The following is a 14,636-nucleotide window of genomic DNA, read 5'->3' as shown; positions in this document are numbered from 1 at the left end:
CTTGCGATCGGCCCTGCCAGATGAGCCCTCATGAGCATGCCAGCCCTGTCCGTCGTCATTCCCGCTTTCAACGAAGCCGCCAGCATCGAAGACGTGGTTAAGGAGGCAATCTCGGTCTTCTCTGAAGGTCTTGATAGCTTTGAGATTATCGTGGTCGATGACGGCAGCGATGACGACACCGCCGGTGCGCTGGGGCCGCTGTCGAAAGCCGATCCACGGCTGCGAGTGATCCGGCATCCCAACCGCTCTGGCAAGAGCGCCGGACTGCGCACCGGATTTCTGGCGGCGCGTGCGATCTGGGTCGCGACGATGGATGGCGACGGCCAGGATGATCCGCGCTCTGTGCTGGAAATGAGCAAGGCGATTGATCTGACCAAAGTGGAGCAGGTCGGCGTTGTGGCCGGGTGCCGTCAGAACCGCACCGACGGAGCCAACCGCAAATTCGCCTCGCGTTTCGCCAATGGCTTGCGCCGCTCACTGCTGAATGATGATTGCCCGGACACCGCTTGCGGCCTGAAAATTCTGCCGCGCGACCTGTTTCTGGTGATGCCCTTCTTTGACGCCATTCACCGCTATCTGCCGGCGCTGGCCGGTCATCTGGGCTTTGAAACGCTCAATGTCACTGTGGTGAACCGGCCGCGGGCGGCGGGCGAGAGCAAATACACCAATCTTGGCCGCGCGGCCGCGGGCCTGTTTGACCTTCTGGGCGTGATCTGGCTGATGCGCCGCACACATTATCCCGATCCGCACATGCTTTTGGGCGCACGGGGTGGAGATCGCTCATCATGACCGGTTTCATTTCATCACTGACCGAGCCCGGACAGAGCGGCGGGCTGTCACGCCGCACCTGGATCGTCGTCATGCTGCTGGCGGTGATCGCGCATTTTCCCGGACTGTTCTCGATCCCGACGATGGATCGCGATGAAGCGCGTTACGCGCAGGCCAGCCGTCAGATGATGGAGACCGGCGATTTCGTCGACATTCGTTTCCAAGAGGATCCGCGCCACGTCAAACCCAGCGGGATTTACTGGCTTCAGGTGATCACCACCCAGCCCTTTGGCGGCGTTGACGCGCCCATTGGCGCGCATCGACTGCCGAGCTTTTTCGGATCCCTGATCGCTGTGGCGCTGACCGCCTGGCTGGGCGCCCGATTATTCTCACCGTCAGTGGGGCTCGTGGCCGGGATTGTGATGGGGCTTGGGCTCGCCATGCAGATCGAGGCGCGGACGGCCAAGACCGACGCCGCCTTGCTGGCGGCGGGCATGTTCGCGCAGGTCGCGCTCGCCATGCTGATGCTGAAAGTGCAGGAGGCGAAGCCGAAATTCTGGGGTTGGCCAGCCGTGCTCTGGGCTGGAACCGGCGCGGCGATCGCCATCAAGGGGCCAATCATATTCATGGTCACGGCGCTAACCCTTCTCGGGTTTGTCGCGCTGAAGCGTGATTTGAAACTGCTCCTTAAAATCAGGCCCTTGCCGGGCCTTCTTCTGGCATTGGCAATCTTTCTGCCCTGGCTCATCGCAATCAATCTGCGTACCGATTGGGGCTTCTTCCAGGAAGCTGTGGGCCATGCCCTGTTCGGCAAGGTGGGCGTAGCGGACGACAGCCATGGCGGGCCGTTTGGCTATCACACCATGTTATTGCCGGTAACGCTTTGGCCGGCGTCTGCGCTTCTGGGGCTTGCCGGTCTGGCGGCCTGGGCGCGGCGCGGCGAAGCGACAGTGCAGTTTTTGCTGGTATGGATTCTGCCGTCCTGGCTGGTGTTTGAGCTGATCCAGACCAAGCTGCCGCATTATGTCTCGCCGATGTTTCCGGCCATCGCCATCCTGATCGGTCTGGGGCTTGTGAACGCGAAAGCGCTTTTGAGCGGCTGGAAGCAATGGACGCTGTTCGGCGTCATCGCTGCGCTCGCCATTGTGGTGGGCGCGCTTGTGGGGCTGGTGCCCTGGATCGGCCAGATTGAATTTGGCGAACCTGTCAGCCTCGCCAGCAAACTCACGGCCGTGATGGGCGGTCTCGCGGTGATCAGCCTGGTCTGGCTGGCGTTCAAACCCGACCTGACGCGGCTCTTGGCGGTCAGTGTGGCCAGTGTAGCGGTCTATGTGGTGGCCTTCGGCGTCGCCATTCCGGGCGTTCAGAAGCTCTGGCCGTCCTATCACGCCGCCCGCATCGCCGAGAGTTTCACCGGGTGCGAGTCGCTGGACGTCGCCACAGCGGGCTATCGTGAGCCTTCCAATGTTTTCAACTTCAGCACCGATATCCTGCTGGGCCGGGACGGCGCGGAAACGGCGGCGTTCTTGTTGGCGCACCCCCAATGTGGTCTGGCGATCGTCGACCAGTCCGAGCAAACCGGATTCCAAACAGGGCTTGATGGCGCAGCTGTACGCGAGCTCGCCGTGCTTGAAGGCTTCAACGCGGTGAAGGGGCGGGATCTGACCTTGCGCTTTTATACGCTTGAGAACTCGGACCTCCGCGCGCCTGTCCAATAGGTCTTGTCTCGCCGTGAGTGCTGACCGACCCTGTCGACCTGACAGGGGAGAAGAGTCATGAGCGTTCAATACGAAACGCGTGGTGTCGTCGCCATCATCACCCTCAACCGGCCCGAACGTCGCAACGCTGTGGATGGCCCTACGGCGGAGCGGCTGGCTGAAGCGTTTCGTCGGTTCGAAGCGGATGAAGGTCTCAGCGTCGCCATTTTGACGGGGGCCGCCGGGACATTTTGCGCGGGCGCAGATTTGAAAGCTGTCAGCTCCGGCGAGGGGCGGAACCGGGTTGAGGAGACCGGAGACGGGCCCATGGGACCGACACGCCTGCGACTTTCAAAACCCGTGATCGCCGCGGTCGAAGGCCATGCGGTCGCGGGCGGTCTGGAACTGGCGCTCTGGTGTGATCTGCGGGTGATGGCCGAAGACGCGGTGTTTGGCGTCTATTGTCGCCGGTTTGGCGTGCCGTTGATTGATGGCGGCACAATCCGTCTGCCCCGCCTGATCGGTCAATCCCGCGCCCTGGACATGATCCTGACGGGCCGCACGGTGGAGGCTGAGGAAGCGCTCTCAATCGGTTTGGCCAATCGTACTTGCGCCAAGGGGCGGGCGCTTGAAACAGCTATGGAGCTTGCCGAACAGATTGCGAGCTTCCCGCAGCTCTGCTTGCGCCATGATCGCCAATCGGTGCTCGAGCAATGGGGCCTGGATGAAGCGGACGCCTTGGTGAAGGAAACGCGTCTGGGACTGAAGACCCTGGCGAGCGGAGAAACGGTGGAGGGCGCCACCCGATTTGCCCGGGGGCAGGGGCGACACGGCCAGTTCTGATTTCACGAAAAACGCCCCGCCAGCGACTGGCGGGGCGTTCTCTTTGCGAAAAGGTCTAAGCCCTATTCTTCTTCGTAGACGCCGCGAGCGCCGTCGATCATGCCGGAAAAGAAGATCGCGTTCATCAGAAGACGTTCCGAGCCGGGGAAGGTGGCGCGGAAGACCGGGTTGTCCGCCATCATGATGACGGAGCCGCGTCCCAGACGCTCTGCGACCACAGCAGGGGTGCCCGCGATCTCGCCTTGACGACGCTCGGACGCGTAACCGCTGAGAAGCGGATCCTCAATGTATTGAGCCACGACGGCATAGGGATCGTCCTCGGGACGGATCAGCACGCTGGTCATGTTGCGCTGGACCGGCAAAGTGCGGTCATTGTAGCCGAAACCAAGCGGGTGAGAGATGTCGAGATCGGTCTCAAACAAAGCTCCGCCAATGATGTGTTCGGCTTCTCGCACAGCCATGTCCGCGACATTGAGGCGTTGGATCGCTTCGCTCTCTTCCTCAGAGTTCTCTTCGTCTTCCTCTTTGCGGTCAAAGAATGCCTCTTGCGCCCAGACCGCGGCCTGACGTGTGGCGATCAGGGCGCCGCCATCACGACGGATCCAGTCATCGACCCGGTCCTGGGTCTGATCTGAAAGACTGGCATTGCCCCCAACCAGAATGAGGTGGGAATAATCGCTCAGCGTCAGACGGCCCAGATCATCCTTGCGCACCAAAGTGACTTCCATGTCGTGCTGATGATCGAGCGTCCACCACATCTCACCGGAGTCATACCGGCTGAGCCCGTCGTCAAATGCGAGCAGTACGCGCGGCGCCTCCAAAGAGCGGAACACGCGGGCCGCGCCAAAATCGGCGCCGTCATTGGGCGTCAGGCCGGAGGTGAGGGCGTGCACTGTGACGCCGTCCTCAGAGGCGATGGTTTCCATCAGGGCGTGAATGTCTTCACGGCTCATTTCCTGACGGGCATAGGGAACGAAGATCGCGCCGCGACCCAGCTCGACCCGGCCGCGCGTGGTTTCCGCCGTCACCGGTTCCGTGCCGGCGCGCGCCAGAAGCTCGGCGGACAAAATGCGGTTCAGTGCGCGCGGCGCATAGGTGTGCGACCATTCCAGCACATAGCCATAGGGCGCGACATCAGGCGTCCGGGCTGGCGTGAAATCGCCCGTGGCCAGATCGTCGGACCAGGAAACCGAACGCAGGCCTGTCAGCGCGGAATACTCAAGGTCATAGGCGAGCGGCAGCGTCCAGCCCGAGACATCATAGAAGATGTTTTCAGGAAATTCGGTGACGCGATCGAAAATGCCCCGGATCATACGATGCTGGGTCTGGTTCATCGGTACGATGAAGGACTGCCCCGCGCGATAGGTGCGCCCGTCGGCGCGCACATCGCCTTCAAGCGTATAGACCTCGATATCGTGCATGCGCAGAAGGCGCACAAAGCGGTTCGCCCGTTCAGGATCGCCTGCAGCGGTAAAGACGTAAGCGCGGCGATTGTCCTGGCTCGCCATGCGTGCGGACTCTTCGAAATAGCTGCGCTGATAATCGATGAGCTCGTTGCGAATATTGCGTGCGCCCTCGATCGTGGTCAGCACGGTGCGAAACTGGCTGCGCACATTGTCGCCATGGGTCACAAGGCCCCGATCGGTTTCGATCGCGCCGCCCCGCGCCGCGCCGATCTCGAACAGAATGCCCAGCGAGCCATTGATCTGGGGATAGGTCGAGCCTTTGCCGATATAGAAGTTATCGAAGCCTTCCTGGGTGGTGTACAGACGGCCTTCAGGATCCAGGAAATCGGAGGTGTGTTGCTGGCCAATGCGATAGGTCAGCTCCCGCGCCCGTTCGGGGATCAGCGGGTTGCGACGCAGCGCCTCGCCGGGGTGGAAGTAGAACGGGCTCGAGGAGCCCATCTCGTGATAGTCCGCCGAGACCATGGGTTTCCACTCATGCCATTTGCCGATCCAGGCCTGGGCTTCAGGCTGGGTCAGCAGCAACCATTGGCGGTTCAGGTCAAACCAGTAGTGATTGGTCCGCGCTTCGACCCAGAGATTGTGGATGATGTCGGCCGGGTCGGTGTTTTGCGCCTGGGAGAAGAAGGTCTCCACATGGTTCACCCGGCGCGCATGGCCGTCGGGATTGAACACGGCGGTAAACAGCACCACCGTATCGTCCAGAGTCTCGCCAATATCGGCGTCGCTGGCGGCGGCGAAATGATACAGCGAGGGAATGGCGGCATCCATGCCTGAGGATTCGGCGCCGTGAACACCGAAATTGATCCACAGCACCAATGGCGTGTCCTCGGCGACGGATTCGCCGCGCATGCGGGCGAAATGCGCCTCGCGTATCTCATCGATTCGCGCATGGTTTTCAGGGGAGGTGACCGTGAAGAAGAGTATCGGGCGCTGTTCGTGTGAATAGCCGATGGTCTCGACCGTCACGCGATCTGAGGCGTCGGCCACGTCGCGCAAATAGCTGACCATGTCGCCGACGCGGACAGGGCGGTCTCCGATCTCATAGCCGAAACTCTCTTCTGGCGCCGGAATGGCGTCGTCATAGCTGACGCCCTCGGGCATGAAGAAGGAAATGGGTTCGGCCAGTGCCGGAGCGCTTGCAAAAACAGCGCCCAGCGCCGCAACACCCGCGCGGATAATGCTCTTCATAGTCTCTCCCCATGAGCCGTTATTCGGCTCGATTTTGTCATGGCGATGATTTGGAGGGCAACCTAGACCGAGCGGCCTGCGGCGACCAGTGCTAGCCGAATTCAATTTCCCCCTGTATGAGAGCGCCAAAGACTGCAGGTTTTGCACCTGCGAACACTTCGAGATCTGCGAGACAAGGACCTCCCCATGACCGCTCCCGTTGAGCGCATTCGCAATATCGCCATCGTGGCGCACGTCGACCATGGCAAGACCACCCTGGTGGACAAGCTTCTCCGGCAATCTGGCACGTTCGATGAACGGGCGGCTGATGTCGAACGCGTCATGGACTCCAACGATCTGGAGAAAGAGCGCGGCATTACTATTCTCGCCAAGAATACGGCGGTGACCTGGAATGATTACGCCATCAATATCGTGGACACCCCCGGCCACGCCGACTTCGGCGGCGAAGTCGAGCGCGTGCTGTCCATGGTGGATTCAGTGCTGCTGCTGGTGGACGCGGTGGATGGCCCGATGCCGCAAACCACCTTCGTGACCAAGAAGGCGCTCGCTCTGGGCCTCAAGCCCATCGTGGTGATCAACAAGGTGGACCGTCCGGGCGCGCGTCCCGACTGGGTTGTGGATCAGACGTTTGATCTGTTCGACCGGCTGGGCGCGACCGACGAGCAGATGGACTTTCCGGTGGTCTACGCCTCTGCGCTTGAAGGCTGGGCGACTTTGGACGTTGACCAGCGCGGCGGCGATCTGAACCCGCTGTTCCAGGCCATTGTGGACCGTGTGGCGCATCCGGACGTGGATCAGGACGCTCCGCTTCAGCTGCAGGTCTCGGCGCTTGATTATTCAAGCTATACCGGCGTGATCGGCCTCGGCCGCATTCGTCGCGGCAAACTGAACAAGAACCAGCAGGTCGTCGTGGTCGGTGCAGACGGCGCCGAGCGCCGCGCCAAGGTTTTGCAGGTGTTCGGCTTCCACGGGCTTGAAAAGGTCGAGCGCGACACCGCCGCCGCCGGCGACATTGTCACCTTCAATGGCATCGACCCGCTCAACATCTCTGACACGCTGTGCGATCCCGAGCATGTCGAGGCGATGCCGCCGCTGACGGTGGACGAGCCGACCATCTCGATGATCTTCCAGGTGAACGATTCGCCGTTCGCGGGCCGCGAAGGCAAGTTCGTCACTTCGCGCCAGATCAAGGAACGCCTCGACCGAGAGCTGATCCACAATGTGGCGCTGCGGGTCGAGCAGCAGGATGACGCGGATAAATTCCTCGTCTCCGGTCGGGGTGAACTGCACCTGTCCGTGCTGATCGAGACCATGCGCCGCGAAGGCTTCGAGCTGGCTGTGGGCCGTCCGCAGGTGATCAATCGCGAAGTCGATGGTCAGATGTGCGAGCCCTATGAAGCGCTGACCATTGATGTGGAGGAAGAGCACCAGGGCGGCGTCATGGAACGCCTGGGCTCACGCAAGGCCGAGCTCAAGAATATGGAGCCGGACGGCAATGGCCGGGTGCGCCTGGAATACGTCGCGCCGACGCGTGGCCTGATCGGTTTCCGCTCGGAGTTTCTGACCCTGACTCAGGGCTCAGGCCTGATGTTCCACACCTTTGATCACTATGCGCCGCGTTCAGCCGGTGAAGTCGGTCAGCGTCCCAAGGGCGCGATCATCTCGATGGAGACCGGTAAGGCGCTGGCCTTCGCCCTGTGGAATATTCAGGAACGCGGCAAGCTGTTCATCGGTCATGGCGTGGAAGTCTATGAGGGCATGGTCATTGGCCTCAACGCCCGCGATGAAGACATGATCGTGAACCCGCTTAAAGGCAAAAAGCTGACCAATATGCGCGCCTCGGGCACGGATGAAGCGGTGGTTCTGACCCCGCCGGTCCGGGTGACGCTGGAATACGCGCTCGAGTTCATCAATGACGATGAGCTGGTGGAAGTGACGCCGGAAAGCATCCGTATTCGCAAGCGCTTCTTGCTTGAGCACGAACGCAAGAAAGCCAGCCGCGCCAAGGCCGGCTAGGCAATACGTCTTTTGCAGTGAAAGGCCGGGCTCATCGCCCGGCCTTTTTTGCTTACAGGCCTACAGTATCGGCCGCTTTGCCGATCCAGTCCTCAACACTCGCCGGCGCTTCCATCGGAATGAGATGGCCGCCCTCTACCGTCTCAATGCGGGCCCCACACGCAGCGAAACCGCTGGCGTTGATCAAGGTGCTGCCTTTGGTGGCTTTGAGCACCTGGACGCTGTCTCCAAGCTTTCGGACGGCCTTCATCAGGTTATGCGCCTGGCCTTCGAAATTGGCAGCTTCCCAATCGGGAGCACAGGCCAGTCTGACGCCGTCCGGGCTGTCCTGAAGTCCATCCTCGAGATAATCCTCAACCACGCCTTCGGCCCAGCGGGCGAAGGTGGGGCGCGATTGATAGCGGTCAATCACCGTTTGGCGATCGGGCCAGCCATTTGAACGTTTGCGCGCCAATGCGCCTTGCTTGATTGACCCTTTCACGAAGCGCCAGATCGGCAAGCGCGCCATCAGGTAGAAAGAGGCGGGCAAGACCACGGGCTCCACCAAGGCCAATGGCGGCGGGGCCGACATCTGAGCCGCGGCGAGCAAGGTGCTCGAGGCGCCCATGGAGTGTCCCGCCAGCAAGGCCGGGCGACGATCCAGCTGGTCATAAAGCGCCAGAAGATCGTTGGCGTAAATGTCCCAGCTTTTATGGGTGGTCGGATCAGCGGGCAGACTGGTCCGGCCGTGACCGCGCAGATCGGGCGCAATGATCTCGAACCGTTCAGAGAGAGGCTGCAAAAGCTGGCGATAGACGCCGCCGTTAAAGCCGTTGGCGTGTGCGAACACCAAAACCGGTGCGCCGGGATTGGGCCAGCGCCAAGCCGCCATCATGCCCTCATCAAGTTCAAATAGGATGCGTTCGGGCTCGATCATGGCGGGCTTTCATTCACAGGCGGTCACAAACGGTTGAACTGGCCCGATTCTCACCGGGGCGTGACTGGTTTTCGTCCAGCACAGGCCTAGTCTACTGACCTGTCGCAAGGAGGGTGGAATGAAACCATTCATGATCGCATTCGCCTGTCTCGCCAGCCTGATCGGTTTGCCGGTCGCTCAGGCGCAGACAGATTTGCATTCACCCTGGGATCACGTGCTCGAGGCTTATCTCATCGAAAGCGATGATGGCGTGAACCGTTTTGATTACGCACGCTTGCGGGCCACCCCCGCTGATCGGGCGGCTTTGACCGCGTACATCGAAAGTCTGGAGGCCTATCCCGTCAGCACGCTGCCAGAGGCGGAACGCTTCGCCTTTTGGGCCAATCTCTATAACGCGGTCACCGTGCGGCTGATCGTGGATGAAGCCCCTGAAAATTCCATTCGTCAGATCCGGCCGCGTCCCTGGTCCATCGGACCCTGGGGGGTGAACCGGGTGGAGGTGGAGGGCCGCGCCCTGTCGCTGGACGATATCGAGCACGGCGTCATGCGCGTCGAATTTGACGCGCCTCTGGTCCATTACGCTGTCAATTGCGCCTCTATCGGGTGCCCCAATCTGATGGCGCGCGCCTGGCGAGGCGAGACCTTGGACGCCGACCTCGAAGCGGGCGCACGCGCTTATATCAATCATCCGCGCGGGGTAAGCGTCACTGAGGACGGGCTAGTCGTTTCGCGTATTTATGACTGGTTCAACGAGGATTTCGGCGGCTCGGATGAGGGCGTCATCGCACATGTGCTGAGATATGCCGAGCCGGACCTGGCGCGTCAAATAGATGGTGAAACACGCATCGATTCATATGTCTACGACTGGTCCTTGAACCAGATTGAGAGCCGGTAAGCGTTCCCAAATTTGGTTTGAAGCCTCCCAGCGCCTATCTTGAACGCCATGGGGCTTTGGACACGATCCATACGCATAGCATGCCTGGCGGCGTTGGCGCTGGCCGGCGCTGTATCCTGTGGACGTGCTGATCCGCCCGGGCTGGAGACGCTGGACGAAATCCGCGAGCGTGGAGAGTTGATCGTTCTGACGCTCGAAAGCCCGACCACCTATCATCTGGACGAAGACGGCGAGCCCGAGGGCTATGAGGTCGCTCTGGTCCAGAATTTTGCGCAGGATCTGGGCGTTAGCGTGCGCTTCGAGCCCCAACGTGATTTGGGCCAGCTGCTCGCCAATATCGCGGCGGGCCAGGGCCATCTGGCGGCTGGCGGTGTGACGATCACCGAGGCGCGTCGGGAGGCCTACACCTTCGGCCCCGCCTATAAGACCGTCACCGAGCAACTCGTGTGTCGTCGCGGCGGCCCCCAGATCCGCTCGATCGAGGATATGGCGGATGTCGAGATCGCAGTGCTTGAAGGGTCAAGTTATATCGAGACCCTGCAGGCGTTGAAGGTGGACCATCCCGGCATCGACTGGCGAACAGTGAACGCTCCCTCCGCCCTGCCTCTGCTGGAGCTTGTGCAAGCTGAACAGGTGGACTGCACGGTTTCTGATTCCACAATCGTGGCTCATGCCCGACTGAGGTTTCCGGAATTGCTGACGCCGCTCGTACTGAGCGAAGAACGCTCGCTGGCATTCGTCCTGCCGCTGGAATCGGCTCTGTCGCAGCCTCTGAACCGCTGGTCCGAAGCGCGCCATGAAGGAGACTTGCTGGAACGGCTGGACCAGCGCTGGTTCGGGGTGACCCGTCAGTTTGACTATGTGGACACCGCCCGCTTCATCCGCCGTATTGAAGAGCGCTTGCCCGCGTTTCGTCCGCATTTCGAAGCGGCGGCCGAGGCGAGCGGCATCGACTGGCGTTGGCTCGCCGCGCAGGCGTATCAGGAATCTCATTGGGATCCGGACGCCGTCAGCGCCACCGGGGTGCGCGGCATCATGATGCTGACCTTGCCCACCGCCAATGAGCTGGGCGTGGAAGACCGGACCGATCCCGCTCAGTCGATCGAGGGCGGCGCACGTTATCTGGCGAACCTCATGGAGCGCTTGCCCGAAGAGGTGCAGGGGCGGGACCGGCTGTTTCTGGCCCTGTCCGCCTATAATGTCGGTATGGGCCATCTCTACGACGCTCGACGCCTCGCCGAGCGCCAGTCGCTGGAGAAAAACCGCTGGGGCGACATCCGCAAAGTTCTGCCGCTGTTATCAGATCCCGATTATTACACCACTGTGCCGCGCGGGTACGCCAGAGGGCGGGAGCCTGTGCAATACGTCGCCAATATCAGGCGCTACCGTGTGCTGCTGGATCTGCATCTTGACGAATAATCTCTCGCTAGGCCGCTTTTGAGAGAAAAAGCAGTATACGGATGAATTGAAAACTGTTGCCGCAGGCGCACACTCTTGGCGGCGATACGCCTTCCAGCGTCATAAATTTCTTTCCATACTGACAAAATTCCTTAACACGCTCGGAACGAGCCCGCCCTTCATATCCATTGAGAGGGCGATGGACCTCCACCCTATGCGTCGGCAGCTTGCGGCGCGCTTTCGGAGTCGAACTCGTGCCCCAGTTCAAGACCCGCCTGTCCCGTCTCACAGCCTGTTCCGTGAGCGTTTTCGCTCTTATGGCCAGCGCTCAGCCTGCCGCTCTGGCCAATGAAGCGGACGCCACGCCTGATCGTCTTGATATGATCATCGTCACCGCAACGCGTCGTGAAGAGAATGCGCAAGATGTCGCGGCGTCAGTGACCACAGCGCCCAAGCCGACCCTGGACGCCATCGCAGAAGCGGGCGGGGATATCCTTCAGCTCGCTGCACGCGCGCCGAGTCTTTACGCAGAAAGCTCAAACGGGCGTGTGGCGCCGCGGTTTTACATTCGCGGTCTGGGCAATACCGATTTCGATCTCGCGGCCTCCCAACCCGTGTCGATCCTCATGGACGGCGTGGTTCAGGAAAACGTCATTCTGAAAAGCTTCCCGCTGTTTGATATCGCCCAGGTGGAGGTCGCTCGCGGTCCGCAAGGCACGCTGTTTGGCCGTAACACCACGGCGGGCCTTGTGCGGATTGACTCAGTGCGTCCAAGCCAGGAGCTCGACGGCTATGTCAGCGTCAGCGTCGGCTCGCTCGGTACGACCAATGCGGAAGGCGCTATTGGCGGCGCGCTGATCGAGGATGTGCTGTCCGCGCGGGTCTCCGTGCTGCGTCAGCATCGTGATGACTGGATCGACAACGGCTTCTCCGGCGTGCGCGATGCGCTTGGCGGTTTTGATGAGCAAGCAGCGCGGGTGCAGCTTCTGTATACGCCTAATGATCGGTTTGATGCGCTGCTGAACGTGCATGCGCGGGATTACGAGGGCACGTCTGCAGTCTTCCGCGCCAATATCCTCACCACTGGCTCGAATGAGCTGAACGGCAATTTTGATCGTGACACGGTGTTTTTCGATTCACCCGCGAACAACCCCCAAGCCTATGAAGGGCTGGGCGCGAGCCTGACCCTGAATGGCTATTTCGACGGTGTCACGCTGACCTCGATCACCGGCTATGAATATGCAGACGGGTTCAGCCTCGGTGATATTGACGGCGGCAATCTGGCTGGACCGGGCTTTATTCCGTTCCCGTCTGAAACCCAGGATGCGCTGGACGATCTCAAGCAGATCACCCAGGAAGTCCGACTGGCGTCGGATACCGACGGCGCCACCAGCTGGCAGGTCGGCGCGTATTATTTCGACTCTGAATTTGAAGTGACCACGTCCTCGCCCTTGGGCTTTCCTCCCACCACCACCGTGCATCACGAGAACCAGCTCTGGGCGGTGTTCGGTCAGCTCAGCCATCAGTTGACCGATGATCTGCGGCTGTCGGCGGGCCTGCGCTATACGAGCGACGAGAAAGATCTCAGCGTTCCGCGCGCGGCGTTCCCGGTTGATCCGGTCAGCGTGTCTGACGAGGAAGTGAGCTGGGACCTGTCGGCGTTTTATGACGTCAACGATGATGTCGCCCTGTTCGGCCGTGTGGCGCGCGGTTTCCGCGGCCCGACCATCCAGGCGCGCGACGTCGCCTTTTTCTCACAGCCCTCTACGGCCCAGAGCGAAACCTCGACCTCGTATGAAGCGGGTTTCAAATCCGAGTTCTCTGACGGTCGGGCGCGGGTGAATGCGACGGCGTTCTATTATGAAGTCTCCGATCTGCAATTGTCCGCTGTCGGCGGCGGCGGCAATCTGGTCCAGCTGGTGAACGCCGATCAAGGCGTCGGCTATGGCTTTGAAGTGGATTCAGAGTTTCTGGTGGGTGAGAATCTATTGCTCACTGCCGGCTTCAGCTGGAATGAAACCGAGCTTCAGGATTCAAGCCTTGAAGTCGCGCCTTGCGGCTCCGGCCAATGCACGCCGACCGATCCGGACGCAGATGGTGACGGCTTTGTGGAGGTGGACGGCAATCCGTTCCCGCAGGCGCCGGATTACATTCTCAGCCTGACCGCGCGCTATGACATTCCCTCCCAATGGGGCGGGGACTGGTTCATCTACACCGACTGGTTCTGGCAGGGCCGCACCAATCTCTTCATCTATGAATCTGAAGAATTCTACTCGGACGGCAATTTCGAAGGTGGTCTGCGCCTGGGGTATGCCGGAAACGCCAATGGCCGGGACTGGGAAGCGGCGCTGTTCGTGCGCAACATCACGGACGAGGAAAACCTCGCAGGCGGCATCGACTTCAACAACAACACCGGCTTCGTTAATGAACCGCGTATCTGGGGCGTCAGCTTGCGCACCAGTCTGAACTAGACACGGATCGTCATATCCGACGGCCAACCCCTCACTGGCCGGAACGGCGTCAGGCTCAGCCTGACGCCGTTTGTTTAGGACTCAGCGGCGAGCCACGAACCCTTCGGTCAAAAGCTCCAGATCGCTCTCAGGCATTGAGGCGGGATACTCCAAAGTCAGCGTAAGCGTCTGGTCATTGACGCTGAGAACCCGCGCGCGGCGCGGCTCGCTGACAGGCGTCGGAGCCCCGAGATCAAACAGACGCGCCCGATCCTCTGCTCTGTGAAGCGCGTCTGACGCATCAAGCTCTGAAAACGTCTCATGCGCCGCCTCCAGTCGGGACAATTCGACGTCAAAGCCATCGCCGTCCAGCACACGCACGCCCACATCATCCAGGTTCCAGTACACACAACCGGGCAGGGCGTTCTCTGCGCCCAAAAGGTCAAAGCGCAGCATACCGTGCGACATCAGCGGACAGGACAGGCCGTCTTCATGGAGAGCGCCCATGGGCGCGACGGCACGCCATCCATCGCCCGCCTGGGGATGATGCCGGACCATGCGGGCATTCGCGTCAGCGACGCGTTCCGCGTCATTGAGCTGAAAAGCGGCGCGCGCTTCCTCCGCCGCCATATGCGCGGCGTTCAGCATCAACGCGCCTTGCAAGGCGGGGTCATCCATAATGATGGCGTAGGCCTCGCTCGAATAGGTCGCGGTCGCCTGCCAATCGCCCAGGCGGGCGCTGATATCGGTCAGGATATGGCGGGCGCGATACTGTTCCGCCGGGGAGGCGGCCAGGGTCAAAGCGTCTTCTGCGAGCGGGCGAGCTTGCTCGTACTCATGGGTGAGCATATGGCCGATGGCCCCGCGAAAGGCTTCGGCGAAATCTGGCGCGGTCTGAGCCTGCGCCGGATTGGAGAAGCCCGATGCGCCAAGCACAAATGCGGACGCAGCGATCAGGAAAACTCGCATCATAACGCCTTTAATCAATGACCATCT

Annotated in this window: 10 protein-coding genes; 7 read left to right on the top strand and 3 right to left on the bottom strand. The window is 61.1% G+C overall.

The features are described 5' to 3' along the window. Window positions 1-30: 30 nt before the first annotated feature. Genes ACP154_RS12940 through ACP154_RS12930 form a run of 3 tightly spaced genes read left to right on the top strand, consistent with a single transcriptional unit; the run spans window position 31 to window position 3,308 of the window. Window positions 31-789 (top strand): glycosyltransferase family 2 protein, encoded by a 759-nt coding sequence (locus tag ACP154_RS12940; RefSeq protein ID WP_421858519.1) that lies wholly within the window; start codon window positions 31-33, stop codon window positions 787-789. Further along, window positions 786-2,486 carry an ArnT family glycosyltransferase gene (locus ACP154_RS12935; RefSeq protein ID WP_421858521.1) on the top strand — a complete coding sequence of 567 codons (1,701 nt, stop codon included), beginning with the start codon at window positions 786-788 and terminating at the stop codon, window positions 2,484-2,486. Before ACP154_RS12940 ends, ACP154_RS12935 begins: the two co-directional genes overlap by 4 nt. A 57-nt stretch (window positions 2,487-2,543) precedes the next feature. After that, complete coding sequence (locus ACP154_RS12930; protein ID WP_421858523.1) at window positions 2,544-3,308, top strand: crotonase/enoyl-CoA hydratase family protein; 765 nt, start codon at window positions 2,544-2,546, stop codon at window positions 3,306-3,308. Window positions 3,309-3,370: 62 nt separating this feature from the next. On the opposite strand, the gene ACP154_RS12925 is transcribed toward ACP154_RS12930, so the two are convergent. Next, window positions 3,371-5,965, bottom strand: a complete 2,595-nt coding sequence (locus tag ACP154_RS12925) for a M14 family zinc carboxypeptidase (RefSeq protein ID WP_421858525.1) — start codon at window positions 5,963-5,965, stop codon at window positions 3,371-3,373. A 186-nt stretch (window positions 5,966-6,151) separates the two neighbouring features. Between ACP154_RS12925 and typA the strand changes: the two genes are divergently transcribed. After that, window positions 6,152-7,981, top strand: coding sequence for a translational GTPase TypA (typA, locus tag ACP154_RS12920; protein WP_107713334.1), 1,830 nt, complete (start codon window positions 6,152-6,154; stop codon window positions 7,979-7,981). A gap of 52 nt (window positions 7,982-8,033) precedes the next feature. On the opposite strand, the gene ACP154_RS12915 is transcribed toward typA, so the two are convergent. Beyond that, entirely contained in the window at window positions 8,034-8,897 is an 864-nt protein-coding gene (locus ACP154_RS12915; protein WP_421858528.1) for an alpha/beta fold hydrolase, read from the bottom strand. Window positions 8,898-9,015: 118 nt separating this feature from the next. Between ACP154_RS12915 and ACP154_RS12910 the strand changes: the two genes are divergently transcribed. The 3 genes from ACP154_RS12910 to ACP154_RS12900 all read left to right on the top strand — a co-directional run bounded on the left by ACP154_RS12910 (window position 9,016) and on the right by ACP154_RS12900 (window position 13,661). Then, the gene (locus ACP154_RS12910; RefSeq protein WP_421858531.1) at window positions 9,016-9,792 is read left to right on the top strand and encodes a DUF547 domain-containing protein; all 777 of its coding nucleotides are present in this window, start codon (window positions 9,016-9,018) and stop codon (window positions 9,790-9,792) included. A gap of 48 nt (window positions 9,793-9,840) precedes the next feature. Next, window positions 9,841-11,211, top strand: coding sequence for a membrane-bound lytic murein transglycosylase MltF (mltF, locus tag ACP154_RS12905; protein ID WP_421858533.1), 1,371 nt, complete (start codon window positions 9,841-9,843; stop codon window positions 11,209-11,211). 296 nt (window positions 11,212-11,507) lie between these two features. After that, on the top strand, window positions 11,508-13,661 hold the full coding sequence (locus tag ACP154_RS12900) for a TonB-dependent receptor (RefSeq protein WP_421861449.1): 2,154 nt from the start codon (window positions 11,508-11,510) through the stop codon (window positions 13,659-13,661). Between the two features lie 81 nt (window positions 13,662-13,742). Here the strand turns inward: ACP154_RS12900 and ACP154_RS12895 are convergent, their stop codons facing one another. Further along, entirely contained in the window at window positions 13,743-14,612 is an 870-nt protein-coding gene (locus ACP154_RS12895) for a hypothetical protein (protein WP_421858536.1), read from the bottom strand. Window positions 14,613-14,636: the final 24 nt, after the last annotated feature.

Origin of the sequence: Oceanicaulis sp. (genome assembly GCF_965249665.1) — a bacterium.
In the GTDB taxonomy this organism is placed as follows: Bacteria; Pseudomonadota; Alphaproteobacteria; order Caulobacterales; family Maricaulaceae; genus Oceanicaulis.
The sequence above is the reverse complement of the archived record's forward strand: the minus strand, read 5'-3'. Positions and strand labels throughout refer to the sequence as shown.